General features: G+C 72.1%; 20 protein-coding genes. 7 read left to right on the top strand and 13 right to left on the bottom strand.

Annotation, left to right across the window (positions count from 1 at the left end; all coding sequences use genetic code 11):
* Window positions 1-79: 79 nt before the first annotated feature.
* A complete protein-coding gene (locus tag AC07B0_RS05050; protein ID WP_478896808.1) occupies window positions 80-1,462 on the bottom strand; it encodes a DUF5685 family protein in 1,383 nt (460 codons plus the stop codon).
* 336 nt (window positions 1,463-1,798) lie between these two features.
* On the opposite strand from AC07B0_RS05050, the gene AC07B0_RS05045 reads away from it, so the two are divergent.
* A complete protein-coding gene (locus AC07B0_RS05045; RefSeq protein WP_356870237.1) occupies window positions 1,799-2,203 on the top strand; it encodes an FKBP-type peptidyl-prolyl cis-trans isomerase in 405 nt (134 codons plus the stop codon).
* Between the two features lie 25 nt (window positions 2,204-2,228).
* Here the strand turns inward: AC07B0_RS05045 and AC07B0_RS05040 are convergent, their stop codons facing one another.
* A complete protein-coding gene (locus AC07B0_RS05040; protein WP_478896806.1) occupies window positions 2,229-2,636 on the bottom strand; it encodes a RidA family protein in 408 nt (135 codons plus the stop codon).
* Between the two features lie 113 nt (window positions 2,637-2,749).
* Between AC07B0_RS05040 and AC07B0_RS05035 the strand changes: the two genes are divergently transcribed.
* Together AC07B0_RS05035 and AC07B0_RS05030 are read left to right on the top strand one after the other, a co-directional pair.
* Complete coding sequence (locus AC07B0_RS05035; protein ID WP_356870233.1) at window positions 2,750-3,127, top strand: winged helix-turn-helix transcriptional regulator; 378 nt, start codon at window positions 2,750-2,752, stop codon at window positions 3,125-3,127.
* A gap of 159 nt (window positions 3,128-3,286) precedes the next feature.
* Entirely contained in the window at window positions 3,287-4,363 is a 1,077-nt protein-coding gene (locus tag AC07B0_RS05030) for a BTAD domain-containing putative transcriptional regulator (protein ID WP_478896804.1), read from the top strand.
* Between the two features lie 92 nt (window positions 4,364-4,455).
* Here the strand turns inward: AC07B0_RS05030 and AC07B0_RS05025 are convergent, their stop codons facing one another.
* The 5 genes from AC07B0_RS05025 to AC07B0_RS05005 form a co-directional block, all read right to left on the bottom strand.
* Window positions 4,456-5,109, bottom strand: coding sequence for a cutinase family protein (locus AC07B0_RS05025; RefSeq protein ID WP_356870229.1), 654 nt, complete (start codon window positions 5,107-5,109; stop codon window positions 4,456-4,458).
* A 117-nt stretch (window positions 5,110-5,226) separates the two neighbouring features.
* Window positions 5,227-8,118 carry an NHLP bacteriocin export ABC transporter permease/ATPase subunit gene (locus tag AC07B0_RS05020; protein WP_478896802.1) on the bottom strand — a complete coding sequence of 964 codons (2,892 nt, stop codon included), beginning with the start codon at window positions 8,116-8,118 and terminating at the stop codon, window positions 5,227-5,229.
* Between the two features lies 1 nt (window position 8,119).
* The gene (locus tag AC07B0_RS05015; RefSeq protein WP_356870225.1) at window positions 8,120-10,372 is read right to left on the bottom strand and encodes an NHLP family bacteriocin export ABC transporter peptidase/permease/ATPase subunit; all 2,253 of its coding nucleotides are present in this window, start codon (window positions 10,370-10,372) and stop codon (window positions 8,120-8,122) included.
* Window positions 10,369-11,175 carry a hypothetical protein gene (locus tag AC07B0_RS05010; RefSeq protein ID WP_469377642.1) on the bottom strand — a complete coding sequence of 269 codons (807 nt, stop codon included), beginning with the start codon at window positions 11,173-11,175 and terminating at the stop codon, window positions 10,369-10,371. The genes AC07B0_RS05015 and AC07B0_RS05010 overlap by 4 nt, the downstream gene beginning before the upstream one ends.
* 97 nt (window positions 11,176-11,272) lie before the next feature.
* Window positions 11,273-11,512 (bottom strand): hypothetical protein, encoded by a 240-nt coding sequence (locus tag AC07B0_RS05005; RefSeq protein WP_356870221.1) that lies wholly within the window; start codon window positions 11,510-11,512, stop codon window positions 11,273-11,275.
* 792 nt (window positions 11,513-12,304) lie between these two features.
* On the opposite strand from AC07B0_RS05005, the gene AC07B0_RS05000 reads away from it, so the two are divergent.
* Window positions 12,305-13,768: an amino acid permease gene (locus AC07B0_RS05000; RefSeq protein ID WP_467293650.1), complete on the top strand. Its 1,464-nt coding sequence runs from the start codon at window positions 12,305-12,307 to the stop codon at window positions 13,766-13,768.
* Window positions 13,769-13,844: 76 nt separating this feature from the next.
* Here AC07B0_RS05000 and recQ read toward each other — a convergent pair whose 3' ends face one another.
* The gene (recQ, locus tag AC07B0_RS04995) at window positions 13,845-15,872 is read right to left on the bottom strand and encodes a DNA helicase RecQ (RefSeq protein ID WP_478896800.1); all 2,028 of its coding nucleotides are present in this window, start codon (window positions 15,870-15,872) and stop codon (window positions 13,845-13,847) included.
* Between the two features lie 117 nt (window positions 15,873-15,989).
* Here recQ and AC07B0_RS04990 point away from each other — a divergent pair, with 117 nt between their 5' ends.
* Window positions 15,990-16,628 carry a hypothetical protein gene (locus tag AC07B0_RS04990; RefSeq protein WP_356870215.1) on the top strand — a complete coding sequence of 213 codons (639 nt, stop codon included), beginning with the start codon at window positions 15,990-15,992 and terminating at the stop codon, window positions 16,626-16,628.
* A gap of 96 nt (window positions 16,629-16,724) precedes the next feature.
* On the opposite strand, the gene AC07B0_RS04985 is transcribed toward AC07B0_RS04990, so the two are convergent.
* Window positions 16,725-18,170: a glyceraldehyde-3-phosphate dehydrogenase gene (locus AC07B0_RS04985; protein WP_356884206.1), complete on the bottom strand. Its 1,446-nt coding sequence runs from the start codon at window positions 18,168-18,170 to the stop codon at window positions 16,725-16,727.
* A 54-nt stretch (window positions 18,171-18,224) separates the two neighbouring features.
* Window positions 18,225-19,232 (bottom strand): SMP-30/gluconolactonase/LRE family protein, encoded by a 1,008-nt coding sequence (locus AC07B0_RS04980; protein ID WP_478896798.1) that lies wholly within the window; start codon window positions 19,230-19,232, stop codon window positions 18,225-18,227.
* Window positions 19,233-19,432: 200 nt separating this feature from the next.
* On the opposite strand from AC07B0_RS04980, the gene AC07B0_RS04975 reads away from it, so the two are divergent.
* A complete protein-coding gene (locus AC07B0_RS04975) occupies window positions 19,433-20,773 on the top strand; it encodes a cation:proton antiporter (protein ID WP_478896796.1) in 1,341 nt (446 codons plus the stop codon).
* Between the two features lie 25 nt (window positions 20,774-20,798).
* Here the strand turns inward: AC07B0_RS04975 and AC07B0_RS04970 are convergent, their stop codons facing one another.
* A complete protein-coding gene (locus AC07B0_RS04970; RefSeq protein WP_478896794.1) occupies window positions 20,799-22,166 on the bottom strand; it encodes a lysine N(6)-hydroxylase/L-ornithine N(5)-oxygenase family protein in 1,368 nt (455 codons plus the stop codon).
* A gap of 308 nt (window positions 22,167-22,474) precedes the next feature.
* Between AC07B0_RS04970 and ddaH the strand changes: the two genes are divergently transcribed.
* The gene (gene ddaH / locus AC07B0_RS04965) at window positions 22,475-23,287 is read left to right on the top strand and encodes a dimethylargininase (RefSeq protein ID WP_478896792.1); all 813 of its coding nucleotides are present in this window, start codon (window positions 22,475-22,477) and stop codon (window positions 23,285-23,287) included.
* A gap of 124 nt (window positions 23,288-23,411) precedes the next feature.
* Here the strand turns inward: ddaH and AC07B0_RS04960 are convergent, their stop codons facing one another.
* Window positions 23,412-24,497: a hypothetical protein gene (locus AC07B0_RS04960; RefSeq protein ID WP_356877834.1), complete on the bottom strand. Its 1,086-nt coding sequence runs from the start codon at window positions 24,495-24,497 to the stop codon at window positions 23,412-23,414.
* A 13-nt stretch (window positions 24,498-24,510) separates the two neighbouring features.
* Window positions 24,511-26,595 (bottom strand): hypothetical protein, encoded by a 2,085-nt coding sequence (locus AC07B0_RS04955; protein WP_478896790.1) that lies wholly within the window; start codon window positions 26,593-26,595, stop codon window positions 24,511-24,513.
* Window position 26,596 lies beyond the last annotated feature (1 nt).

Genomic DNA, 26,596 nt, shown 5'->3' with positions numbered 1-26,596 from the left:
CCCTCCAGCCGTCCTCCGCCGCACTTCCAGCCGGGGCACCCGGTTCCCCGCCGGGCGGGGAGCCGGGCTCATCCGTCGTTCAGTCGCAGCAGTCGCAGCAGCACTTGCACGGATTGCAGCAGCCACCGCCGCCCCCGCAGCCGTCACCCGAGCCACCGCCGGAACCACCGGAGCCGCCGGAGCCGTGACCGCCGCCCGAACCGCCGGAGGAGCCGCCCGAGCCGCCGCCGTGGCCGCCGAACCAGCCGTCACCACCGGAACCGTCCCTGCCGGAACCATCCCGGCTCGCACCGCCGTTGCGGTTGCCGTCGCCGAACTGCAAGGGCTCGCCGTCATCCTGGCCGGCGTCGTCGCCGCAGCGGCAGCACCGTGGGCACAACCTGCAGTCGCGGCACAACCGGCCCCATTCGCGACACCGCCGGCACTGTCCCTCCGGATGCCGGACCGACGCCGTCACCGCGCCCTCCGGGGCCGCGCCCGCAAGCTCCCCCACGCCACAGGCCGCGCCCGTACCGGTCCCCGCGGGCGTTTCCGTCTCCGCACGGCGTCCCAGCCAGGGCAGCATGCGCGGGCCCCGCACCTGGCGGCGGTGCTGGTGGTGACGATGCCGAGGGTCGAAGACCCGGTCGACGGCCCGTTCCAACTCGCCGCCCAGGAGCGCCTGCACCAGCCGGCCGTCGACGAACACGGCGTCGGACAGGGCGAGTCGGATGCCACGGACGGCGTCGTCGCAGAGCCGGCGCACCTCGGCCCGGTCCGCTCCGGTCACGGCGATCGGGTTCCACGCGCCGGACGCCTCGTCCGCGTCCAGGTCCTCCACCGCGTCCAGCAGATGCGCCAGCCGGCCGAAGAGACGGCCGGCTTCCGCCAGCGGTTCGGCGTTGCCCGGGCGGTCCGTGAGCACCGCGGTGTACGAGAAGGCGGCCGCGGTCGCCGTCTCCGCGGGTTCCGTGACGGTCAGCAGCGAGCCACCGGGGCCGGTCGACCGCTCGATGTCCGGCTGGCGCTCGACCGCCCCGAGCAGCAGCGCGGTGTCGAAGCCGAGTCGTTCGCCGCCCGCGAGGCCCGCCCGGTCCCAGTTGTCGGCTATCCGGCGTGCCGCCAGCGCCACCGGGCGGCGCCCCACCAAGCCGTCGCCGTCGGCGGCGTGGTCACGCATCTTCGCCGCGGCCAGCACCAGCGACACCGTCGCCGCCAGCCGCGCACCCTCACCCTGCGCCACGTCCGCCGACCGCATCCCGCGCAGCGGGCACGGACCGGCCCCCCGCCGCCAGTCCCCCGTGCGCTCCGACTGCGCTTCGGTCAGCACCGAGACGATCAGGCCGTCGTAGTTGGTGGCCACCCTCGCGAACTGCCCGTACTCGCTGCGCAAAGCCAGGCACAGCCCGCACAGGTGCGCCATCCACTCGGTACGCAGGCCCTCGCCCAGGCGATGACGGCATGGTCTGATGATTCCGAACACCGAAGTTCTCCCCCGTAGGAACAGCTGCCGGGCGCATCCGGTCGGACGGCTCACGGACGCGAGACCGCACACGAGGCACGCCCGGCGTGACGTCACCGCATGTGACGTCAACGCGCGGCCGACATCTTAAATGGTCGCGTCCGAGAGGCGTCCGCGGAGTCGGGTACGACGGCTTCCGAGGTCGTCGCCTGACGAACGACCCGGACGGACCGCCCGCGCAACGGCCTTGCGGACGCGATCGCCGGCCTTCTCGGTAGCGTGGTCCTCTGTTGTACGGGTGTCCACGGGTCCGGCCGGTCCGGGCCGGGGCTTTCGACGGAGAGTGATGAGGCTGCGATGAGTGAACCGACGAAGCCCGAGGTCGTGGTTCCGGAGGGTGACGCTCCTGCCGAGCTGACCACCCGGGACCTGGTCGTCGGGGACGGCGCCGAGGTGAAGCCGGGCATGGTGGTCAGGGTCCACTACGTCGGGGTGACCTTCGCGTCCGGGAAGGAGTTCGACGCCTCCTGGGACCGGGGCGAGCCGTTCAAGTTCGCTCTGGGCAGTGGCAGGGTCATCAAGGGCTGGGACCGGGGGGTGAAGGGGATGAAGGTGGGCGGCCGGCGCGAGATCATCGTTCCCCCGCGTCTCGGCTACGGCAACCAGTCCCCCTCACCGTTGATCCCGCCGGGCTCGACCCTGGTCTTCGTGGTGGACCTGCTCGACTCGTATTCCGCGACGACCGGGTGGAGCAACTCCTAGGCCGCCCCTGGCGGGCCGGGCCCGTTCAGTCGAGGACGGCGATGGCTTCGATCTCGACCAGGTGCTCGGGGACGTCCAGTGCCGCGACGCCCAGCATGCTGGCGGGCGGGACCGGCGTGACGCCCAGTACCGCGCCCGCCCGGGCGATCCCCTCCAACAGCAGGGGCATCTTGTCGGGGGTCCAGTCGACGACGTAGACGGTCAGTTTCGCCACGTCGGCGAAGGAGGCGCCGGCCCCGGCCAGGGCGGTGGCGATGTTGAGGTAGCACTGCTCGACCTGTGCGGCGAGGTCGCCTTCCCCGATCGGGGCACCGTCGGCGTCCCAGGCGACCTGCCCGGCGATGAAGACCAGCTTCGACCCGGTCGAGATGGACACCTGCCGGTAGACGTCTATTTCGGGCAGTCCGTTGGGGTTCACCAGGGTGACGGCCATGCTGCCAGCCTCCGTTCGCTGAGCGAGTCGCTCTCTTGTGGTTACTGGAGAACCGTAGGAGAGTGGCCGCTGACATGGAAGAACGCACTTTTCGGTGACGGGGGAACCTCAAGGTGACCAAGCAGTACAGCGGCTCGCCCGAGGACGCGGACCTCAGGCGCGCGGACTCCCTGGCGCGGGAGATCTTCTCGGACGTCGCCAACAAATGGGCGCTCCTGATCATCGAGGCGCTGGGCGAACGCACCCTGCGTTTCACCGAGGTGCGGGGCGAGGTCGAGGGCATCAGCCACAAGATGCTCACCCAGAACCTGCGCATGCTGGAGCGCTACGGCCTGATCGAGCGCACGGTGCACCCCGTCGTTCCGCCCCGCGTCGAGTACGCCCTCACCGAGCCGGGCCGGGCCCTGCGGGTGACGATCGACGGCATGTGCGACTGGACCCACCGGTACCTCGGCCACATCGAAGCCTCCCGCCACCGCTTCGACGCCTGACGGGCGCCGCGCTCGCGGTACGGGCGCCCGCCGCCAGTTTCGCTACACTCCCCGGCGCGTGTCACTCCGGATCCTTCCGGATGCCCCGCCCCGCGCTCCCGCCCCTACCTTGTCGACGGCGTCCGCCAGTACGACCAGTCCGGAGCCCGGGGAGCAGCGTTGCCGACGACCGCCACCACCGACCGGCCGACCGCCCCCGTCCCCGTGCTCGGGCCCCAGGAGCGCGAGGTGCTGTGCGCGGTCGGACGGGGCCTGCGGGACGACGAGATCGCCGCCGCCCTCGCCCTCCCCGAGGAGGCCGTGGCCGAACACCTCGCGCGGATCCTCGTGAGGCTCGGTCTGCGCGACCGGGCCGCCGCCATCGTCCACGCCTTCGACAGCGGCCTGGTCGTCCCCGGACGCGGCCCCCGGACGCGGCGGGTGAGCCGGGCACCGCGGATCGGCGCGGGCCGCGCGGCCGGGCCGCAGGTACAGATCTCCGTGCTCGGACCGGTGCAGGCATGGCAGGGCGGGCGGCCCTTGGACCTGGGGCCCTTCCGCCAGCAAGCCGTACTGGCGGCGCTGACCCTGTGCGCGGGGCGGACCCTCAGCCGGCAGAAGCTGCTCGACGGCGTATGGGGGACGGAGCAGCCGCTCGCGAACGTGGTGCCGGTGTACGTGTACCGGCTGCGCAAGGCCCTGCGTGCCGGGGACGGTCCCGACCCGGTCATCGAGCACGACCGGCGTGGTTACCGGCTGGTCTCCGGCACGGTCAACGTGGACGTGGCCCGCCTGGAGGACCTGGTCGCCGGCGTCGGGGCGGCGGAGCGGGCGGGCGACCCGGCAGAGGCGGTCCGCCTGTGTTCGCGGGCGCTGGACCTGTTCCGCGGGGAACTCCTGGCCGGCCTTCCGGGGCCCCTCGCCGAACTGGAACGGCTCCGGCTCACGGAGCGCCGGATCGCCCTCGCGCAGCGGAGGGCGGAGTGCCGGCTGCGCCTGGGCCAGTGCTCCGAAGCGACCGCCGAGCTGTTCGCGCTGTCCGCGGCCAACCCCCTGAACGAGCCGGTGGCCGCGATGCTGATGCGGGCGCTCTACCGTGGCGGCCGGCAGGCGGACGCGCTGGCCGTGTTCGGGCGCGTCCGTGGCCGGCTGGCGGACGCCCTGGGGGTTCCCCCGAGCGGGATGCTGCGGCGGACGCAACGGATGATCCTGCGCGGGGACGAAGCCGGTCTCGGTCTCGCCGGAGCCGCGCGGTAGCGGTGCGGCGCGGACGCGTCACCACCTGCCGCCGGCCGGTTCGCCCGGGCCGGCGGCAGGTGGTGGGCGGAGGTTCCGCGGGCAGAGACGGCCTAGGCGGGGTACCAGGCGCCGTTGTACCACTGCTCGTTGGCGCCGTCGTTGTGGTGGTCCATGTTGAAGTCTTCGGGGTAGTTCCTGACGTGGTTGTTCGGGTAGGTCCAGATGCCGGCGGACTCGTCGCAGACGTAGTCCCAGTGGCAGATCGTCTTGACCGGCACGTTGCCGAAGAACCTGTCGGCGCCGGCGAGCGGCGCACCGATGATCCCGCCGAACGGCACGGATCCGCCGTTGGCGCCGGGAGGGCCCTGGCGCTTGGGGTCGGCGATGAGGATGGCGTTGACGTTGTCGAACGTCTGCCAGTTCTCGGTGACCCAGGTGTGGACCACCGCGGCGCCCAGGGAGTAGCCGCCCATCTTGACGTGCTGGCCGGGGCAGGCGGCACGCTGGTCGCGGACCAGCCGGTTCAGCTCGTTGACGCCCGCCCGGGCGCTCGCGCCGTTGGGGATCTGGGTGGGGTAGCCGACGTGCTGCTGGATGTTGCCGTAGAAGCCGTCGTTGTTCCACGAGCTGCCGGTGCCGCCGACGACGATCGTGTAGGTGCCCTCGCACGGGGCCGCCGCTTGCGCTGCGGACTCCTGTGCCACTGACAGCCCGGCCGTCAGCAGAAGCCCGGACAACACGGCCGCGGTCCTTCTTGCTCGCATCGCGATCCTCCCCAGGTAGTCGGCCCGCGCGTCCGCTTCCCGTCGGGGGACGCGGTCGGCCGAGGTCACCCGACGACAGTGGCAGCGGGCGATGACATCCCGATGAAACGCCGACCGTCATCGCAGCTGACGGCGGACCAGGTCGTGGAAGAGGCCCGTGGTGTCGGCGAGCAGTTCGGCGGGCGGGCCCTGCTGGACGATGCGGCCGTCCGCCATGGCGATCACGCGGTCCGCGCCCATGACCGTGGAGAGCCGGTGGGCGATCACGACGCGGGTGGCGTTCAGGGCGCGGGTGGATTCGACGACCACGCGCTGGGTTTCGTTGTCCAGTGCGCTGGTGGCCTCGTCGAAGAACAGGATGCGCGGCTTGCGGATGAGGGCCTGGGCGATCATCAGGCGCTGGCGCTGGCCGCCCGAGACGGTACCTCCGCCGTCGGACAGCATGGTGTGCATTCCCATCGGCATGGCCTTGACGTCGTCCGCGAGGCCCGCCATCGCGGCGGCTTCCCACGCCTCTTCGAGCGAGTACGTCCCGGCGCCGCAGATGCAGTCGAGGATCGAGCCGGTGAAGGGCTGGGCGTTCTGCAGGACGACTCCGCACTGGCGGCGCACGGCCGCCTGGTCGAGCGCCGCCAGGTCCTGCCCGTCGTACAGCACGCTGCCGGAGACGGGCTTGTCGAAGCCGATGAGCATCCGCAGCAGGGTCGACTTGCCGCAGCCGCTGGCCCCGACGATCGCGACGAACTCCCCCTGGCCGACCCGGAGACTGACGTCGTCGAGGACGAGCGGGCCGTCGTCCGTGTAGCGGTACGACAGGTTCCTGGCCTCGACGGCCCCGGTCAGCTCGCCCGGCCGGGTACTGGAGCGGACCACCTCGGGCGTCTCCCGCAGGAGCGGTCTGATCTGTTCGAACATCGGCAGCACCGCGGCGGCCGATATGAGCGCGCCGGTCAGCTGCGTGACCGAGGACAGCAGCATCGTCAGCGCGGTGCTGAAGGTGAGGAACTCGCCGGCGGACATGGCGCCGCGGGCGGGTCCGGCCAGCAGGACGAACATCACCAGCGTGCACAGCGGAAGGTAGACGGCGCCCAGGACCGTGATGACGTTCTGTATCCGGCCGATGCGCTGTTGCAGGTCGCGGGTACGGGCGAACTCCCGCGCCCAGGCGGCGTACGCGAAGCTCTCGGCGGCGGCGACGCGGAGCTTGGGCAGGCCGCGCAGGGTCTGGAAGGCCTGGTTGTTGAGCCGGTGGCCGAGCGCGATCAGCCGGCGCTGGTGGCGCAGCTGCCACAGTCCGAGGGCGAGGAAGACGCCCGCGACGCCGACCAGCATGGCGAGCGCCGCCATGGCCAGCGGCACGCTGTAGACGAGCAGCAGTACGAGGTTGACCGCGCCGACCGCGCCCGCCTGTACGCAGACCGGGCCGATGCCGGACAGGATGCGGCGGATGGCGCTGATGCCCATCGCCGCGCCGGCCAGTTCGCCGGTGGAGCGGCCGGCGAAGAACTTCGTCGGCAGCCGCAGCAGCCGGTCCCAGACGGCCGGCTGCAAGGTGGCCTCGATGCGGCCCTCCATCCGCAGGAGGGAGGTGTTCTGGAGCAGCATGAACACGGCCGAGACGATGCCGGTCGCGATCAGTGCCAGCCCGGTCTGCACGATGAGGCCGGTCTCGGCCTGCGGGACGTACCGGCCGAGTACCCGGCCGGTCGCGATCGGCACCAGTGCGCCCAGGACCACGGCGACCAGCCCTCCCGTCAGGAGGCTGCGCAGTTCCGGGAGGGTGCCGCGCACGCTGAAGCGGAGCAGGGCCGGCAGGCCCACCGGCCCGTCGGGCAGCGGGCGGTACAGCATGACGGCACGCGGTTCGAAGGCGTCGCCGTTCGCCTTGCCGACGCGCTCGCGCGTGCCGGTGGCGGGGTCGACCGCCTCGTATCCGCCGCGCCGCCACAGCAGGGCGACCGGCGTACCGTCCTTCTCGCGCCGGCCCACGAGCGGGCCGGTGTTCTCCCGCCACCAGGGTCCGCGGAGCCTGACCGCGCGGGTGCGGATCCGCGAGGCGAGGGCGATGCGTTCGACGGGATCGGCCTGGTCGCCGGAGCCGTCGGCTCCGCCCGGTTCGGTCAGCGGGATGCGGGCCGCGTCGGCGACCAGGCGGCAGACGGCGAAGGTCGCGTCGGCGCTCGCGGTCCGGTGGGAGTCCCGGCCGGCGCGGACGATGGACGCCAGCAGGGTCCGGTCCGCCTGGGTGCGGGCGGCCCGGCCCGCCTCGATCCCGGCCGCCGTCCGGTCCTCGTGCGCACGCTCCAGCTGCTCGATCCAGCCGTCGAGGGCGTACAGCAGGCGGTGCTGCTGGTCGACCATGCCCTGCCACATCGCCGCGTCGACGAGGAGGGTGCCCACCGCCTCCGCCTCGTACACGGCGCCGTACTGCACGCTGCCCGGGGTGACCCGCATCCACAGGATGTCCTCGTCGGCCCCGTCGTGTCCGGCGGCGCCGGCGCCGCCGTCCAGCGGTGCCTGGCAGAGTACGCGCAGGCCGCGGCCCACGCCGCGCGCGAAGGCGTCCTCCAGTGGGCTCGGCCGTCCTGCGGCGGCCTCGTACTGCGCTTGGTCGGCGTACCACGGTCCGCCCTGGAACCGGTCGTCGGGGAACGGGCCGCCGTACTCGGGGCGGTGGAGCTCCCGCAGTTCGACGCGCCGCAGCCGGCACCCCTGGAGGGGGCGGCCGACGAGGGTGTGGTCGGGGCCCTCGGCCGGGCCCAGCAGCAGCGTGCCCGGTTCCAGCCGGCCCAGGAAGTGCCAGTGCCCGGCATGTGCGGCGTCGACGGCGAAGAGGTCCAGCTCGCCCTCCACGACGAGCCACAGGACGAGCGGGCCCTCCAGGGACAGGCTGCGCACGCCCGCGCAGTCGACGGGCGAGCCCAGTGCGCCCAGGGCCGCCACGACGGGGTCCGGGGCCGGGGCGCCGCCCCACTGGCCGGCGGTGGTGGCGTGGTGTGCGTACGTCACCTCAGTGCTCCTTGACCAGTTCGGCGTACGGGCCCCGTGCGGCGAGCAGGTGCTCGTGGCGCCCGCGTTCGACGACGGTGCCCCGGTCGAGCACCACGATCTCGTCGCTGTCGCGCACCGTGCTCAGCCGGTGGGCGATGACCACGCAGGCGCAGCCGCGCCGGCGCAGGTTGTCGATGATGACCTGCTCGGTCACCGCGTCCAGGGCGCTGGTGACCTCGTCGAGGACCATGACGCTGGGGCGGCGCACCAGCGCGCGGGCGATTTCCAGGCGCTGCCGCTGGCCGCCGGAGAAGTTGCGGCCGTCCTGTTCGACGCGGCTGTGGATGCCGCCGGGACGGCGGGCGACGACGTCGTGCACGGCGGCGTCCTCCAGGGCCGCGATGACGGCCTCGTCCGGGATGGAGGGGTCCCACAGCGTGACGTTGTCCCGGACGGTTCCCTCGAAGAGGAAGACGTCCTGGTCGACGAAGGAGACGGAGGCGGCCAGCGCGCCGCGCGGAATGTCCTCCAGCCGCATCCCGTCGATGCGGACGGCCCCCTCCCAGGGGGCGTGCAGGCCGGAGATCAGCCGGGAGACGGTGGACTTGCCGCTGCCGGAGCCGCCGACGAGCGCGACCTGCTGCCCGGGGCCGACCGAGAGCGAGAAGTCCGTGAGCAGCGGGGCGTCCAACGGGCTGTAGCCGAAGGTGACGTGGTCCAGCTCCACATGGCCCTTGAGGCGGCGGGTGCCGGCGGCGGGTTCGCGCCGGGAGTGGACCGGGTCGACGGGAAAGTTCTCGACGTCCTTGAGGCGGGCCACGTCGGCGGCGAAGTCCTGGATCCGTCCGACGACGCCGCCCAGGCGGGAGATCGGCGCGGTGAAGCTGGTCACCAGGGCCTGGAACGCGACGAGCAGACCCACGGTGAGGTGGCCCTCCACCGCCCGCAGCCCGCCGATCATCAGGATCAGCGCGCTGTTGAACGCCGCGAGCGTGGGGGCGGCGAGCGCGAGCCACGCGCTGGGCACGCCGAGCCGTTGCTGCACGTCGAGGGTGACGGCGTGCTGTCCGGCCCAGCGGCGGAAGAAGCCGTTCTCACCGCCCGTGGCCTTCATCGTCTCGATGAGCTGGAGACCGCTGTAGGAGGTGTTGGTCAGCCGCGCGCTCTCGGCGCGCAGCTTCTGGGTGCCGGTGGCCCTCAGCCGGATCACGATCCGCATGGCCACCACGTTGAGCAGTGCCACGGCCACGCCGACGAGGGTGAGCTGCGGGTCGTACGCCCACAGCAGCACCGCGTAGATCACGATCACGACGGCGTCGACGCCCGCGGCGGCCAGGTCCCGGGCGAGGGTCTCGGCGACCGCGTCGTTGGACTGGAGGCGCTGGACCAGGTCGGCCGGGTTGCGCTGGGAGTAGAAGGCGACGGGAAGCCTGAGCAGGTGCCGGAAGAAGCGGGCGCCGCCCAGGGTCGAGGAGATGATGCGCCCGCGCAGCAGGTTGGCCTGTTGGAGTGCGGTGAGCGTCGCAGTGAGTACGAGGGCGACGGCCATCGAGGCGAACAGGACGCCCAGCAGGGACGTCTGCTCCCCGATGAGGAACATGTCGATGTAGGTGCGGCTCAGGGCCGGCACCGTCGCGCCCACGGCCACCAGGAGGAGGCTGGAGAGCACGGCGGCGGCCATGGTCCCCGAAGTGCCCCGCAGGCGGGCCGGCATGGCGCCGAGGACGCCCGGCTTGCGGCCGCCGCGGCGGAAGCCGTCGCCGGGTTCGAAGGTGAGTACGACGCCGGTGAAGCTGGTGTCGAACTCGTCCATGGGGACGAACCGGCGTCCCTTGCCGGGGTCGTTGACGTAGACGCCCCTGCGGCCGAGCCGGCGGCCCGTGCCGTCGTAGACGACGTAGTGGTTGAACTCCCAGAAGAGGATGGCGGGGGCGCTCTCCTCGGCGAGCGCGGCCAGGTCCATCTGCATGCCCTTGGCCTTCAGCCCGTATCCGCGGGCGGCCTTGAGGAGGTTGCTGGCGCGGGAGCCGTCGCGGGAGACGCCGCAGGCGATGCGCAGTTCTTCGAGGGGGACGAAGCGGCCGTGGTGGCCGAGCACCATGGCGAGGGCGGCGGCGCCGCACTCCACGGCTTCCATCTGCAGCACGGTGGGGGTGCGTACGGGGCGGGGCGTCCTACCCCTGGGGGCGGGCGCGGGCCTGCGGCGGGTTCCGCCCTTGGGGTCGGGGCGGTGGCGTCGGCGGCCAGCCGGCGGGAGCTGTGGCGCGGTCACGGCAGCAGCCAGTCGACGGGGCGCTGCTCGACGAGGTGGACGGATCCGGTGACCGGCGTCCTGGATTCGACGTCGTACGGGGGCCCGTCCCCGGAGGACCACCGGTAGCCGGACGGGGTGGAGGAGGGTTCGAGCCGTACGACCACCGCGATGACCTGGTCGCCCTGGCGGGAGAACTGTTCGGCGAGGGCGTCGTCGCCCAGGAAGCCGCCGATCTGCGCCCGTGTCTGGGGCGCGCGGCCGACCGTCTCGACGCGGCCGCGCAGCATGCCGAACCGCTGGTGCGGGACGGACTGGACGCTCAGGTCGACCTCGGCGCCGACGGGGATCGCCGGTCCGCCGGCGCCCGGCACGTACAGCACGGCGACGAGCGGGTCCCGCGGATCCTTCACGCGTTCCACGGTGGCCACGTCCGCGCCGGTGGCGACGACGGAACCCACCTTGGCGACCAGTGCCGTCAGCCGGCCGGCGGTCACCACGCGCACGGGGCGGTCCCCCTGTTCGGTACGGACGGTGAGCAGGGGTGCGCCGGCGTCCAGCAGCCGGCCCTCCTCGGCGAGGACCGCGGTCACCTGTCCCGCGACGGGGGTCTGCAGTACGTAGCTGCCCTCGGCGCGGGTGAGGATGCCGGGTGCGCTCAGCTTGGAGGACACGGTGCCGGTGAAGGCCCAGAAACTCGCGGCGGCCATGACGATGACCGTGACGGCCAGGACGAGCCGCCCCTGCGGGCGTGCGAAGCGGACGGGCAGGTCGAGTTCTTCGGGCGATTGCAGCTTGGAAAGAGCCTTTTGTCGAAACTGCACGGACTATTCCTTCGACTGCATTCGTATCGGCCGGGCGCGGGCAGCCAGGAACCCCGGAGCCGTGGGGGACGCTCCGGGGTTCATGGGGAAATGACGATCAGAGACCGACGCGACCGGTGTTCACCGAAACACCGGTGATGCCCGTGACGAGACCGGGGACGTTGGAGACGAGGCCCTGCGCGGCCTGGACGGTGTGGAGGGAGCCCACGACACCCACGACGTCGCTGACATCGCTGGTCACGGCGCCGCCGAGGCCGCCGGAGATGCCGATGATGCCGCCGGAGACGGCGTCCAGCTCGGTGTCGGCGATCTCACGGGTCTCAAGGTCGTTACGCATGATGCGCACCTTTCATTGGGGGGATGAATTCATTACCGCGGCAGCCCGGCGGCCCGACGGCCCGAAACTCGGCCGCCATTCCGGACTGCCGCAATGCGCAGATGTAAGCACGCGAACGCGCTGCCCACCCAATCCCGTTGACGCCCCATCACGGGTGGATGGTCACCTCTGAAGAGAGAGGTGGAGTTTGATTCACCGAATGGTGACGGCTTCTTCACAAGATCGAGTAACACATACGGGCCGTCCGTTGCTTACACGGAACGGAAACGATCAAACCGGCATCAAGCGGATGGGGCATATCCGACATACCGCTGGCCCGATCAGGCGGGCCGTCGCGATCGCGCACACGATGTGCAGGTTTTCGGAAGGCGCACGACGTGACGACCCCCTCACACCGGGTGTACGCGCCCCCGCGGCGGGGGTCCGCGCCCGCGGCGCACGCTGCGTGGCGGCGGGGTACCGCACGGGCAGTGCGCGTGTCACGCATTGCCTCGATGTCACTGTGTGTTCGCTCAGCAGATCCTCAGATCCGGATAACGATCCCGTGACCACGCAAGGGTCTTTCGGCCTGATCACGGGCCAATGGGGGATTTGCCGGTGATGTACACCACGGTTTTCGGCCGAATGGCGTGGTACATCTTCACGACCGTTTGCCGGACCACCCACGTCCGAGCAGAGGCGCTGGAGCCGGCCGACCGCCGGCAGCAACTCCATCAGCATCCGGGGGATCGGAACCCGATCCGCGGCCGAGGACGGCGCGGGTCTACATGGAGCGGAAAGGCGCACCACAGCATGACCTCGACGCAGGTTGAACAGCACCGCGGAGACGACGGCGACGCGACCACGGGCGGCACGCCCGAGGAGGGCTACGAACGCGGCCTCAACAGCCGCCAGGTCCAGATGATCGCCATCGGCGGCGCCATCGGCGTCGGCCTCTTCCTGGGTGCCGGCGCGAACATCGCGAAGGCCGGGCCCAGTCTCATCCTCATGTACGCCCTCGCCGGCGTCATCGTCTTCTTCATCATGAGGGCGCTCGGCGAACTGCTCCTGTACCGGCCCGTCTCGGGTTCGTTCGCGGAGTACGCCCGTGAGTTCCTCGGTCCGTTCTTCGGTTTCGTGACCGGCTGGACGTACTGGCTCATGTGGGTGGTCACCGGCATGGCCGAGCTGACCGCGGCCGCGATCTACGTGCACTTCTGGTTCCCGGACTTCCCGCAATGGGTGACCGCCCTGGTCTTCCTGGTGGTCCTGTTCGTCGCCAACCTCATCTCGGTGAAGATCTTCGGCGAGATCGAGTTCTGGTTCTCGATGGTCAAGGTCACCGCCCTGATCGGCATGATCGTGATCGGCATCGGCGTCGTGACCTTCGGGTTCAGCCAGGCCGGTGACACCGCCGCCGTCTCCAACCTCTGGGCCTTCGACGGGATCTTCCCCAAGGGCGTCGGCTCCAGCCTGATGACCCTCCAGGGCGTCATGTTCGCCTACCTCGCCGTCGAGCTCGTCGGCGTCACCGCGGGTGAGTCCGAGAACCCGGAGAAGACGCTCCCCAAGGCGATCAACACCCTGCCGTGGCGCATCATCGTCTTCTATGTCGGCGCCCTCAGCGTGATCCTGATGGTCGTCAAGTGGACCGAGTTCGAGCCGGGCGTCAGCCCCTTCGTGGCGGCCTTCGCGAAGATCGGCATTCCGGCCGGCGCGGCGATCGTCAACTTCGTGGTCCTGACCGCGGCCCTGTCGTCCTGCAACTCCGGCATGTACTCCACCGGCCGCATGCTGCGCGACCTGGCCGCCAACTCCGAGGCCCCCAAGATCCTCGGAAAGCTGAGCTCCACCAAGACCCCGGCGCTCGGCATCACCCTCTCCGCCGCCCTCATGGGCATCGGCGTGGTCCTGAACTACGTGGTCCCGGAGAAGGCGTTCGGCTACGTGACCTCGGTCGCGACCGCGGCCGGCATCTGGACCTGGATGATGATCCTCGTCAGCCACATCCGCTACCGCCGCGCGGTGGTCGCCGGCCGGCTGCCGGCCTCGTCCTTCCCCGCACCCGGCGGCACGGTGTGCAGCTGGATAGCCCTGGCCTTCCTGCTGATGGTCACCGTGCTGATCGCCATCGACCCCGACAGCCGCGTCTCCCTGTACGTGGGCGCCGGCTGGGCGCTGTGCCTGGCGGTCGGCTGGACGGTCCTCAAGTCCCGCAACCCGCGGATCGCCGAGCGGTCGGCCGACCGCGAGCCGGAGCCCTCGGCCCGCGCCTGACACCCGCGCCCCGCGCACGCCACGGCCCCCGTCCCCTCCGGCGACACCGGAGGGGACGGGGGCCGTCGTGGTGCGGCTACTGCCAGTCGTCCCAGGGCGGGTCGATCTCGTCCGGGTCGAAGGGCGGTTCGTCGGCGTGCGGCGGCTCCTCCTCGGCGGCCGCCGAGAGGAACGCGGCGGTGGCCGGAGCGGCCGCAGCGCCTCCGGCCGGAACCGCCGCAGCCGTCGCGGGGACGGTCGCGGAGGTGGTCGCGGCCGACTCCGCGAGGGTGTCGAGGACTCCTTGCGCGTACTTGGCCAGCTTGGCCTCGCCGACGCCGCCGATGGTGCCGAGTTCCTCGACCGTGCCCGGGAGCCGCGTCGCGATCTCCCGCAGCGTCGCGTCGTGGAAGACGACGTACGCCGGTACGCCCTGCTCGCGCGCGGTCGCGGCCCGCCAGGCCCGGAGGGCGAGGAACACCGGCTCGGCAGCGGCCGGCAGGTCGACCGGCACGCGGGCGCCCTTCCCCGGGCGCGACCCGGACTGCTTCCGGGACGAGCCGGCCGGCGCCTTCTCCTTGCGCATCTGGACGCTGCGGCGCCCTCCGAGGACCTCACCGCTGTCGTCCGTCAGGACGAGCGTCCCGTAATCGCCCTCCACCGCCAGCAGCCGCTGCGCGAGCAGCTGGCGGACGACGCCCCGCCACTCCGCGGTGCTCAGGTCGGACCCGACGCCGAACACGGACAGTCCGTCGTGGTCGAACTGGATGACCTTGGCCGTCTTCTTGCCCTGGAGGATGTCGATGATCTGGCCGGCGCCGAACTTCTGGCGCCGTTCCTTCGCCAGCCTCCACACCGTGGACAGCAGTTTCTGCGCCGCGACCGTCCCGTCCCAGGACTCGGCGGGCGTCAGACACGTGTCGCAGTTGCCGCACGGCTCACCCGACTGCCCGAAGTACGCGAGCAGCCGCGTCCGGCGGCAGTCGACCGTCTCGCACAGCGCGAGCATGGCGTCCAGGTGCATGCCCAGGGACCGGCGGCGTGCGTCGTCGCCCTCGGAACCCTCGATGAGCTTGCGCTGCTGGACCACGTCCTGAAGGCCGTACGCCAGCCACGCCGTCGCCGGCTCTCCGTCGCGGCCCGCGCGGCCGGTCTCCTGGTAGTAGCCCTCGACCGACTTCGGCAGGTCGAGGTGTGCCACGAAGCGCACGTCCGGCTTGTCGATGCCCATGCCGAAGGCGATCGTGGCCACGACGACGACCCCGTCCTCCCGCAGGAAGCGCGCCTGGTTCGCCGCGCGCGCCCGGGAGTCCATGCCGGCGTGGTACGCCACGGCGTCGATGCCCTGTTCCACCAGGAACGCCGCGGTCTTCTCGACGGAGGACCGCGAGAGGCAGTAGACGACTCCGGCGTCCCCGTCGTGCTCGGTCCGGATCAGCTCCAGCAGCTGCTTGAGCGGGTTGTCCTTGGCGGCGATGCGGTACTGGATGTTCGGCCGGTCGAAGCTGGCGACGAAGTGCCGGGCCTCCTCCAGGCCGAGCCGCGCCACGATCTCGGCGTGGGTGGCCTCGGTGGCCGTCGCGGTCAGCGCGATCCTCGGCACCTTCGGCCAGCGCTCGTGCAGCATGGACAGCGCCAGGTAGTCGGGCCGGAAGTCGTGGCCCCACTGGGCGACGCAGTGCGCCTCGTCGATCGCGAAGAGCGAGACCTTGCCCCGGTCGAGCAGCCGCTGCGTGCCCTCCGAGCGCAGCCGCTCGGGGGCGAGGTAGAGCAGGTCCAGTTCGTCGGCGAGGAAGGCCTGCTCGACGGCCTGCCGTTCGTACGGGTCCTGCGTCGAGTTGAGGAAGCCGGCCCGCACGCCGAGGGCGGTGAGCGCGTTCACCTGGTCCTGCATCAGCGCGATGAGCGGCGAGATCACGACGCCCGTGCCTTCTCTGACGAGCGCCGGGATCTGGTAGCAGAGCGACTTGCCGCCGCCGGTCGGCATCAGCACGAGGGCGTCTCCGCCGCCGACGACCTGCTCGATGATCTCCTGCTGCTCGCCGCGGAAGGAGCTGTATCCGAAGACGCGGTGCAGTACCTGCAGCGCGTCCGGGATCTCGGGGGAAGGGTCCGAAGGGGCCATCCGAGAAGCCTAACGGCACCTGCCGACACCCCGGCTCCGTACTCCCGTACCTGTGGACAACCCGGCGGTTCGGCGGCGGACGCGGGCTGTGCGAGGGTGTCCGTTCGAAAGGAGATCATGATGCAACGACCGAGCGTGCCCGAGGACCTCGATCCCGCCGGAACCCTGTGGGCGAGGGCGGTGACGTTCGCGGCGCTGGCGGCCGCGCGCGGCGACCACGACGAGTACTGGCTGGACGAGGACGGCGTCTGGGGCGAGAACGGCAGCGGATCGTACTGGTGGCGCATGCGGATGTGCGGGACCGACCGGGCCGTGTTCTGCGGGCAGGACGCCGACGGCAGCTACACCCACGTCGGGCCGGAGCCGCTCGACTTCCTCGCCGGCGGGCCCGACTGGCTGCCGTGGGACCAGCTGCGCGAGGACGCCGCGGGCAACATGTTCGGCTTCGTCTACTGGTGGGAGAACGGTGCCTGGCACCGCGTCGACTACCGCGCGGACGAGATGGGCGACGGGCTGGACGGAGCCGCCCCCTGGGCGGACTCGGAGGAGGAGTTCCTCGACGAGGCCGAGTGCGTGCTCGGCGAAGCCTCCCCCGGCGGGCCGGCGGTGCGGGAGGCGCTGTCCGCGTTCGCGGGGCACGCCGAGCGGCGCACGGTGGACTCCGGCGCCGTCGCCGCGCTGCTGGCGGCGGCCGGCGGCGCGCTGGACGCGGACGCCGCCCTGGAAGTGGCCCGGCGGGCGGGCGTCACCGTCTGAGGCCCGCGGGAGCGCGAGAAGGCGCCTGCCCCGGCTCGAAGCCGGGGCAGGCGCCTTCTCACATCAGCGGAGCCGCGCTCGTCGGTGACCTGCGGGTCAGACCAGCGGGACCGGGAAGGTCGGGTACTCGACGCCGGACACGTGCTGGACCACGCGGATGACCTGGCAGGAGTAGCCGAACTCGTTGTCGTACCAGAGGTAGAGGATCGCGTCGTCGCCCTCGACCTTGGTGGCGCCCGCGTCGACGATCGAGGCGTGGCGCGAGCCGATGAAGTCGCTCGACACCGCGTCGGGAGCCGTCGTGAAGTCGATCTGCCGCTTGAGCGGCGAGGTCAGCGACACGTTGCGGAGGTAGTCGAGGACCTCCTCGCGGGTGGTCTCGCGCTTCAGCCGCAGGCTGAGGATGGCGATCGAGACGTCCGGCACCGGGACGCGGATCGAGCTGCCGGTGATCCGCGCGTTGAGGTCGGGCAGCGCCTTGGCGACGGCCGAGGCGGCACCCGTCTCGGTCATGACCATGTTGAGCGGCGCGGAGCGGCCGCGACGGTCGGAGCTGTGGTAGTTGTCCAGCAGGTTCTGGTCGTTCGTGAACGAGTGGACGGTCTCCACGTGACCGCGCAGGACGCCGTACTCGTCCGCCATGGCCTTCAGCGGCGGGACGATCGCGTTGGTGGTGCAGGAGGCGCAGGACAGGATCTGCTCGTCCGGCTTGATCGTGTCGTGGTTGACGCCGTGCACGATGTTCGGGACGTCGCCCTTGCCCGGCGCGGTCAGCACGACCTTGTCGATGCCGGGGCGCAGGTGCTTCGACAGACCGGCGCGGTCGCGCCACTTGCCGGTGTTGTCGATGAGGATGGCGTCGTTGATGCCGTACGCCGTGTAGTCGACCTCGGACGGGTCGTTGGCGTAGATCACCTTGATCTCGTTGCCGTTGGCGATGATCGTGCTCTTCGCCTCGTCAACGGTGATCGTGCCCTGGAACTGCCCGTGGATGGAGTCGCGGCGCAGCAGCGAGGCGCGCTTGACGAGGTCCTGCTCGCCGCCCCCGCGGACGACGATGGCGCGCAGGCGCAGGCCGTTGCCGGACCCGGCCTTCTCGATGAGCAGGCGGGCGACGAGGCGGCCGATGCGGCCGAAGCCGTAGAGGACGACGTCGCGGCCCTCGCGGCGCTCGATCTTGTTGGCACCCGTGGCGCCGGCGACGGCACCGGCGGTGAACTCCTCGACCGTCAGGCCGCGGCCGTCGGTCTTGTACGTCGCGGCGAGCATGCCGATGTCGATCTGCGAGGGTCCGAGATCGAGCGCGGCGAGCGCCTGGAGGAACGGCAGGGTCTCGGTGACCGAGAGTTCCTCACCGGCGATCTGCCGGGCGAAGCGGTGCGTCTTGAGGATGCTGACCACCGACTTGTTCACCAAGGAGCGGCTGTGGAGCAGGATCGTTACGTCCCTCTCCCGGTGCAGCTTCCCGATGATCGGGATCATCGACTCCGCGATCTCCTCGCGGTTCTTCCAGTTGGTGAACGAGTCATCATTGACAGTCACAGGTTTATCTTTCGAGCTAGGCGGCGCTCATATGCTAACCCCTTGTTCGTTTGATCATTCAAGGGGGTGGCCCCCGGACCCGGTCCGGGCGGCGGACGGCTCGGCTCCGGCCGGTACCTCGTAGATCCTTCCGTCGATGCCCGCGCGGTAGAGCCGGCCCGCCGCGAACCCGGTGTCGCCGCGTCCGTAGGTGAGCTGGGTGGAGAGGCGCATCCCCGACGTCACGGCGCACAGGGCGCCGTCCTCGGCCCGCCAGATCTGCCCCGACGCGTGCGTGGAGACCAGCGGCCGCCCGGCGCCGTCGAGGGTGAGGCCGTCGGGGAGGGCGAGGGCGTCGGCGGGGGCGGTGGAGATCCAGCGCTGCGGGTGGCCCGGGTCGTCCACGGGGATCCGGTACAGCCCGGGGGCGACGGTGGTCTGGACGACGTAGACCTGGGTGCCGTCCGGGGAGACGGCGATGCCGTTGGGCTGCGACACCCGCGCCCAGGCGGGGTCCACCCGCCCGTCCGGGGTGACGCGGCCGATGTTCCGGCCGCCCAGGGTCGTGGTGTACACGGTGCCGTCGGGGGCGAGGGCCACGCCGTCGATGCCGCCGAGGCCCGAGGCGTACGTGCTGACCGCGCCGGATTCCGGGTCGACCAGCAGGAGCTCCGAGCTGGGGAAGAGGTCGCCGGTGAGCGAGTGCGCGAGGTCGTTGCCGGTTCCGACGAGGAGCCTGCCGTCCTCCCGGACGACGATCCCGCCGTTGGCGCCGATGTTCCCGGTGAGGGCGACCGGGGCGCTGCCGGGCGCGTCGATACGGTAGACGCGGCCGGTGTAGTAGGCGGTGGCGAACATCCGGCCCCGGGCGTCGACGGCGATCGACTCGACCCAGTCGGGCAGCTGCGCCGCCTGGACCGGCGGAGCGGGCTCGCCGGTGGCGGGGCACGCCGGTGCCGCGTGGGCCGCTCCCGGCGCGAGGACGGCCGCGGCCAGGACGGCCGCCGGCACGAGGGCGGACGGCGCGCGGCGGCGCAGCCGGCGTAAGGCGGTACGGAACGTGCGGGTGCGGGTCGGCCTCATCGGGTCCCCTCCGTCGTCGGGCTGTCTGCCCGGCGCAGTATCGGCCCCGCGTCCCTCCCGCACCACCCCGCCCCGCCCCGGGCGCGGATGGGCGCGAACGGCGGCGGGGCGGGCCGGCCGGCTCGCATCATGGGGCGGTACGGACCGAGCACTTCCCGCCCGCGCGGCTTTCCGCGTACGTCGACGGCGAAGGAACCGACATGGCGACCCTGTTGGGCGCGGGACCCGTTCCCGCGATCGGCCACCACCAGATGCTCCTCCTCCTGCTCCAGATCGGCCTGTTCCTGGCCGCCGCGGTACTGCTGGGCCGGCTCGCGGAGCGGCTGCGGATGCCCGCCGTGGCCGGCGAGCTCAGCGCGGGCGTGCTGCTCGGTCCGTCCGTGCTGCAGAACCTGGCGCCGGGACCGTCGGACTGGCTGCTCCCCCGGGACCCGGGCCAGACGCACCTGCTGGGCGCCGTCGCCCAGCTCGGCGTGCTGCTGCTGGTCGCGGTCACCGGCGCGCACGTGGACCTCGGGCTGCTGCGGCGCAGCGGCCGGGCCATCGGCTTCGTCAGCGCCGGGAGCGTGCTGCTGCCGCTCGCCCTCGGCATCGGCCTCGGCTACCTGGCGCCCGCCTCGCTGATGGCCCCGGGGGCGGACCGGACGGCCTTCGCCCTGTTCATGGGGGTCGCGATCGCCGTCAGCGCCCTCCCGGTGATCGCGAAGACGCTGCTCGACATGCGGTTGCTGCACCGCGACGTCGGCCAGCTCATCGTCGGTGCGGCCGCGGTCAGCGACGTCGTCGGCTGGATGCTGCTGTCGATCGTCTCCGCCATGGTGGTCACCGGGGTTCAGGCCGGGCTCGTCGCGCAGGCGGCCGGTCACCTGGTCGCCGTGCTGGTCTTCGCCGCCGTGGTGGCGCGGCCGGTCGCCCGGCACGTCCTGCGGCGCGCGAACCGTACCGGGCACCCCGAGCGGGGCGCCGCCGCGGTCGTCGTCCTGGTGGTGCTGTCGGCCGCGGGAACTCTGGCGCTGGGCATGGAGCCGATCCTGGGCACCTTCCTGTGCGGCATCGTGATCGGCACCCTCGGCCCGGAGGCCAGGCAGTCCCTCGGCGCCCTGCGGCCCTTCGTGATGGCGGTGCTCGCCCCGCTGTTCTTCGCCACCGCGGGCCTCCAGGCCGACCTGTCCGCGCTGGCCCGGCCGCAGGTGGCGGCCGCCGCGGTGGTCACCCTGGCGGTGGCCACCGCGGCGAAGTTCGCGGGTGGTTACCTCGGTGCCCGGACGGGCGGGCTCGGCCACGGCGAGGCCCTGGCCATCGGCGCCGGCCTCAACGCCCGGGGTGTCGTGGAGATCGTGATCGCGACGGTCGGCCTGCGGCTCGGTGTGCTGACCGGCGCGACCTACACCGTCGTCATCCTGGTCGCGGTGGTGACCTCCGTGATGGCGCCGCCCTTCCTGCGCCGCGCCACCCGGCGGATTCCCGGGACCACCGCGGAAGCGGACCGGGAGCGGGAGTTCGGAGCCGCGTGGGCCCCCTCCCCCGGTCCGGGCAGGTGAGTTCCGGTTCCGCCCGTGGACGCGCTCAGAGGGCGGAGCCGATCTCGTCGGCCGCCCGTCGCGCCCCGGGCACCGCCGCCGCGCCCCGTCCCCGTCCCCGTCCCCGTCCGACGATCGAGTCGAGGATCTCCCCGACCCGCACGGCCGTGTTCGAGAGCAGCGCCGAGGTGATGCCGTGGGTGTGCTCGGTGCCGCCCTGGAGGTAGATCCCGCAGCGCAGCGCGGGATCGGTCGTCACCCGGTAGTCCCGCTCCACGCGGACGCGGCCCTGGTCGTCGCGCCGGCAGTAGGCCTCGGCCGCACCGAGGAGGCCGAGGCCGTCGGCGGACCGGTATCCGGTCGCGTAGACCAGTACGTCGGCGTCCAGCGGCGTCTTCTCGCCCGTGACCAGTGATTCGACCGTGGTGCGGACCTTGTCGGGGGTCTCGACGACGTCGGCCAGCCGGGACACCTTGAGGAAGCGCAGCCGCTCGGTGCCGAGCACCTTCTCCTGGTACTCCTGGCGGTAGAGCTCGTCGATCAGGTCGACGTCCACCACGGAGTAGTTGGTGTTCCCGTGGTACTCGATCAGCTTCCGCTTGATGGCCTCGGGGGCGGTGAAGTACTCGTCCACCGCGGCCGGGTCGAAGATCCGGTTGGCGAAGCTGCTGTCGTCGGCGGGACTGTAGCCGTAGCGGGAGAAGACGGCGCAGACCTCGGCCCGGGGGAACGTGCGGTGCAGGAAGGCCACGTTCTCCGCGGCGCTCTGGCCGGCGCCGACCACGACGAACCGGGTCGGGTCGGCGTCCCGCAGGCCCTCGACGCGGGTCAGCAGGTCCGAGTTGTGCCAGATCCGTTCCGTGCGTTCGACGCCCTCCGGCAGGTGGGGCCGCAGGCCGGTGCCGATCACGAGGTTGCGGGCGCGGTGGACCACGAGTTCGGTGCCGGAGCGGGCGGTGACGTCGACGTACTCGATCACGCCGTCGCGTTCCACGGGCCGGACGTCGACGACCTCGCAGCCGTAGGACACCATGTCGTCGACCTTGGCGGCGGCCCACTCGAAGTAGTCGTGGAACTCCACCCGCAGCGGGAAGAGGTTCTTGTGGTTGACGAAGTCGATCAGGCGTCCCTTGCTCTTGAGGTAGCAGAGGAAGCTGTATTCGCTCGTCGGATTGCGCAGGGTCACCAGGTCCTTGAGGAAGGACACCTGCATGGTGGCGTCGTCGATCAGCATGCCCCGGTGCCAGCCGAAGTGCGGCTGGCGCTCGAAGAAGTGGGCCGTGACCGCCTCGTGTCGTCCGACGCCTGCGTTGTGCTCGCCGAGCGCTATCGCCATGGCCACGTTGGACGGTCCGAAGCCGATGCCGATGAGGTCGTGGATCAATGGCGCGTCGTCAGGATGAGCCTCTGACATGTCACTCCCAATCGTGCGGGCAGTCGCTTGCCGGGCATGGGGGGGAACCGAGAGCAGGGCACGCCGGAGGAACGGCGCTGAGCGGAACTTAGGGAAGGCTAACCTCATCTTTGAGTGATTGTCGATGGGTGCACCGGATCGGCTCCCCGGGCGCGAGCGACGAACACCCTTCAGGGCATGGGCTGTTGCGTAACTTAGGCAAGCCTTGCTCTACTTGCGCTGGCTTGTGCCCCTGCTCCGCGCCCGACACCCCACCTCGATGGGCGGCCGCTCCACCGGCCGCCCTTGACCCCAAGGGAACATCACCCATGCGCACAGCACGGCCTCGGCACTACCTCATGTGCCGGCCCACGTACTTCGACGTGGTCTACTCCATCAACCCCTGGATGGACCCGAAGAAGCCCGTCGACACCCGCCTGGCCATCGCCCAGTGGGAGCAGTTGCGCGAGGTCTACCTGAGCCTCGGCCACACCGTCGACACGATCGACCCCCTGCCCGGCCTCCCCGACATGGTGTTCGCCGCCAACGGCGCCACCGTCATCGACGGCCGCGCCCTCGTGGCACGGTTCCGCGACGCGGAACGCATCGCGGAAGGACCCGCGTACCACGACTGGCTGCGCGACCACGGCTTCCCCGGCCTGCGCACGGCCGACGTCGTCAACGAGGGCGAGGGCGACTACCTCCTCGCCGGAGAGTGGCTGCTCGCGGGCACCGGCTTCCGCAGCGACCCCCGTTCCCACGACGAGGCCCAGGAGTTCTTCGGCCGCCCCGTGATCGGGCTGACCCTCGTCGACCCGGACTACTACCACCTGGACACCGCGCTCACCGTCCTCGACGAGCACACCATCGCCTACTACCCGGCCGCCTTCTCCCCCGGCAGCCTGGCCGTCCTGCGGCGCCTGTTCCCCGACGCCGTCACAGCCGGCCCCGAGGACGCCGCGGTCTTCGGCCTGAACGCGACCTCGGACGGATACAACGTCGTCCTGCCGCAGAACGCCTCCGGCCTCGCCGAGCAGCTGCGCGCCCGCGGCTTCCACCCGGTCGGCGTCGACCTGTCCGAGCTCCTCAAGGCCGGCGGCAGCGTCAAGTGCTGCACGCTGGAACTCCGCCCGGCGCCCTAGGCGTACCGACCCGCAGTCCTGCCGGCCCCGCCCATGGCCCCGGGGCCGGCCGGGTGCGGCGCCCTCGCGCGGACCGGACGTCCGCGCGACGGCGCCGCACATCCCGCGTCACCGCGTCACCGCGTCAGTCGGTGTCGTCGGCCGGCATGAAGGCCCGCAGGCCCGCGTGGGTGATCTGGCGCTCCTCCCACAGGGCGCGGGCCGACGGGGACCCGTACCAGCGGTGCGTCCAGCGGATCCGGGTCGCGCGCAGCCGCCCGTCCTCGGGGTCGGTGACCGCGAAGCGCTCCAGGTCCGGCCACGGCAGCCGGGACGCGAGCCGGGCGAGGCGTACGGCGGTGTCCTCCACGGTCCGCGGGCCCACCCCGTGGTTCCCCCGCTCGCAGGCCAACAGCCGGTTCCCGTCGATGAACCACGGGTGGTCGGTGTCGGACAGGGCGTCGGACCTCACGGCCGGAAGGGTCAGCAGGAAGTCGGCGAGTTCCCGGTTCTCGGTGCGCCGGTCGAGGCGGTCCTCCCCCTCCAGGAGGGCTTCCACGGGGTCGCGCCTGCCGTCCCAGGCGTACGCGCAGGACACGTAGGGCAGCGCGAAGGGCAGCTCCACGGACCAGACGGTGACGTAGTCCTTGGAGACCTCCAGGGCGAGCGCCGGCTTCATCGAGCGGACCAGACCTTCGAGGTCGTGGTGGTGGACCAGTTCCAGGTCGAAGACGGTGACGGCCATGCCCTCCCGGCGCATCCGTACGACGCCCTCCGCGACCAGGTCGTTGGCGTGGCGGGCGAGCCCCACCAGCTTGTCCAGGTGCGGAGCCTCCTTCACCCGCTCCCCCATGGTCGCGCCGCCCTCCCACTGGGCCCGGTCCTGCGGCACGTGCTGCTCGATCCGGCCGAAGCCGATGGCGGACTCCGCGCAGGTGTCCTGGTAGGCGAAACCGCGGTCGCGGGCGTACTGCTCGCGCCGCTCCAGCAGTTCCGCGTGCGTCAGGACCGCCTCGGCGCGCTCGGCCTCCAGGGCCCGCAGCGACTCCTTGCGCCAGCGGAAGCCCCACACCCCGATGCCGAACAGGATGACGGCGAGGGCGATCCCGCCCGCGAGGAAGCCGACGAAGAGCAGGACGCCGAGGACGGGGACGGTGACGAGGGCGGTCACCACGTTCAGCAGGAGCCGGTTGGTCTTGAGCGGATGCTCGGGCAGGGGGAACCGGTGCACGGGCGGAGGCCTTTCAGTCGCGGGTGCGGGGCGGACGGCGGTGCTCGGGGCGGAGCGGGCGGACGCTGAGGAGCAGGACGAGGAGCGCGGCCATGGCGAGGGTGCCGGTCCCGCCGGGGAGTCCGTTCAGCACGCTCCAGCCCAGGCCCCGTACCGGGACCGGCCGGTAGGCGCCGGGGGTCGTACCGCCCAGCCAGACGCCGGAACCGTCGCCGACGTCGGCGGTGGCCTGCGCGAGGGCCGTCCCGACGGTGGCGGCCCGCTCCGCGTGGCGGTCCCGGAAGGCAGCGGCGCCGAGCCGCCGCAAGGGGACCCGGGAGAAGTCGACGCCGCCGAAGACGTAGTGGCGCACCTCGTACCGCCCGCCGGGGGCCGGGCGGCTGCGGGTGACGTCGAACTCGCCCCGGGTGTAGGACTCCACGTACCGGCGGAAGACCTCCTTCGGGTCCCAGGGCCGCCCGGCGAGGCGGGTGAAGTCCTCGCGGTCGACGAGGTCGGCGAAGGGGGCCGGGCCGCGGTCCGCGCGCCGGCGGTACCACTCGGCGGCTACCCGGCTGTGGTAGATCCGGCGCAGCGCCGCGTACTCGGGCGCGGTGCGCACCTGCCGTTCCAGCTCGGGCAGCACCATCCGGCGGAAGGCGTCCGCGTTGTGCGCCTCCACTTGGGGAGCCTGCTCCCGGCAGGAGGAGGTCACGCCGGGCGTGCCCCGCTCTTCGAGGTACTCGGTCTCCATGCGCACGGACAGCGGGGCGTCGAGGATGTGCAGCGCGTCGCCGTCGTCGCGGACGGTCGCCGGTGCGGGGACGATCCACTGGCGGAAGGAGACGCACGAGCCGCGCAGGCTTCCCCAGAACGCGGGGCCGAGCCGGGAGTCGGGGTGGATGAGCCGGCCGACGGTCTTCTTCAGCTGGAGGTCGGCCTCCAGCAGGATCCGTCCGGCGTCCGTACGGGCCAGTCCGGGGTCGATGATCCGGTCGGGTTCGGCCGGGCTGAGGTTCACCGTCTGCTTGTGCGGGGGTAGCCGCAGCCAGACGAAGAACGCGTCGGAGGCTTCCTTCGCCGCGCGCCGCCCCGCTTCGGGGTCTTCGGGCGGCGCCGGGGCGTCCTCCGGCAGGGCGTCGGCCCGGAAGGCGTAGGCGAGTGCGCGCCGGCCGGCGGAGCCCCGGTCGGAGACGTAGCGCAGTTCCAGGGTCGAGAAGTCGATGCCGCCCTGCTCGGCGCGGGACTTGGCGAGCTCGTCGTGGAGTCCGCCGGAGGGATGCTGCGGATCGCAGCGCCGGGCGACGAGGAACTGGCCGGCCGGGGCAGCCGGACGGCACGGGGCGGAGGCGGCCGGATCGGCGAGCAGCCGGGGCGCGGGGGCCGCCTGCGGGGCGGCCGCGGGGCCGTCCGCGCCCGCGGACCCGTTCCCTTCCTCGTCACCGTCCTTCGCCTCGCCGCGTGCCCCGCGCATCGAGTCGAGGGCACGGGTCATGTCCTGGCCCGCGGTCGGCTCGCCCTTCTTCCGGGGCACCCCGCCGTGCGGGGTGACGTAGAAGACGGGGGTGCAGGGTGGGATCCGGGGCTCGCAGGTGGGGCACGGGGAGCGGTCCGAGTAGAGGGCCAGCATCCTGTCGTGCGGGACCCGGTTCTTCGTCAGGAAGTCGAGGATCCGCACCTCGGAGTGGTCGGGCTTCTTCTCCCAGCGCCGCTGCGCCTCGGGTTTCCTCGTGTCGGCGGGGTCGTTCGACTTGGTGACGATCAGGATGCGTTCGACCCCCGGTCCCGGGGCGAGGGCCCGGAAGAGGTCCGGGTCGTCGGCCGCGAGCTCCCCGACCTCGCGTACGGCCGTGCCCTTGCCGCGGGGCCGGATGCCGTCGATGCCGGTGACGTCGACGAAGGCGACGGCGACGTTGCGGCCGTTGTGCGCGGCGGTGTGCGTGTACGTCTTCTTGCGGAACTCGTGCGCGACCCGGCTGAAGGGGTGGTCCCGGTAGGTCACCTTCACGGGCTCCGGGCACGGCACGGCGGGGGCCGCCGCGGCGCCGGTGATCAGGGCGAGGACCGCGGCGAGGACGAGGGCGCACGCGGTCGTACGCCGCCCCGGCAGTAGGCGCATG

Source organism: Streptomyces sp. NPDC044704 (assembly GCF_056433525.1).
Note: the sequence above shows the minus strand (reverse complement) of the source record. Positions and strands in the feature narration are given on the sequence as shown.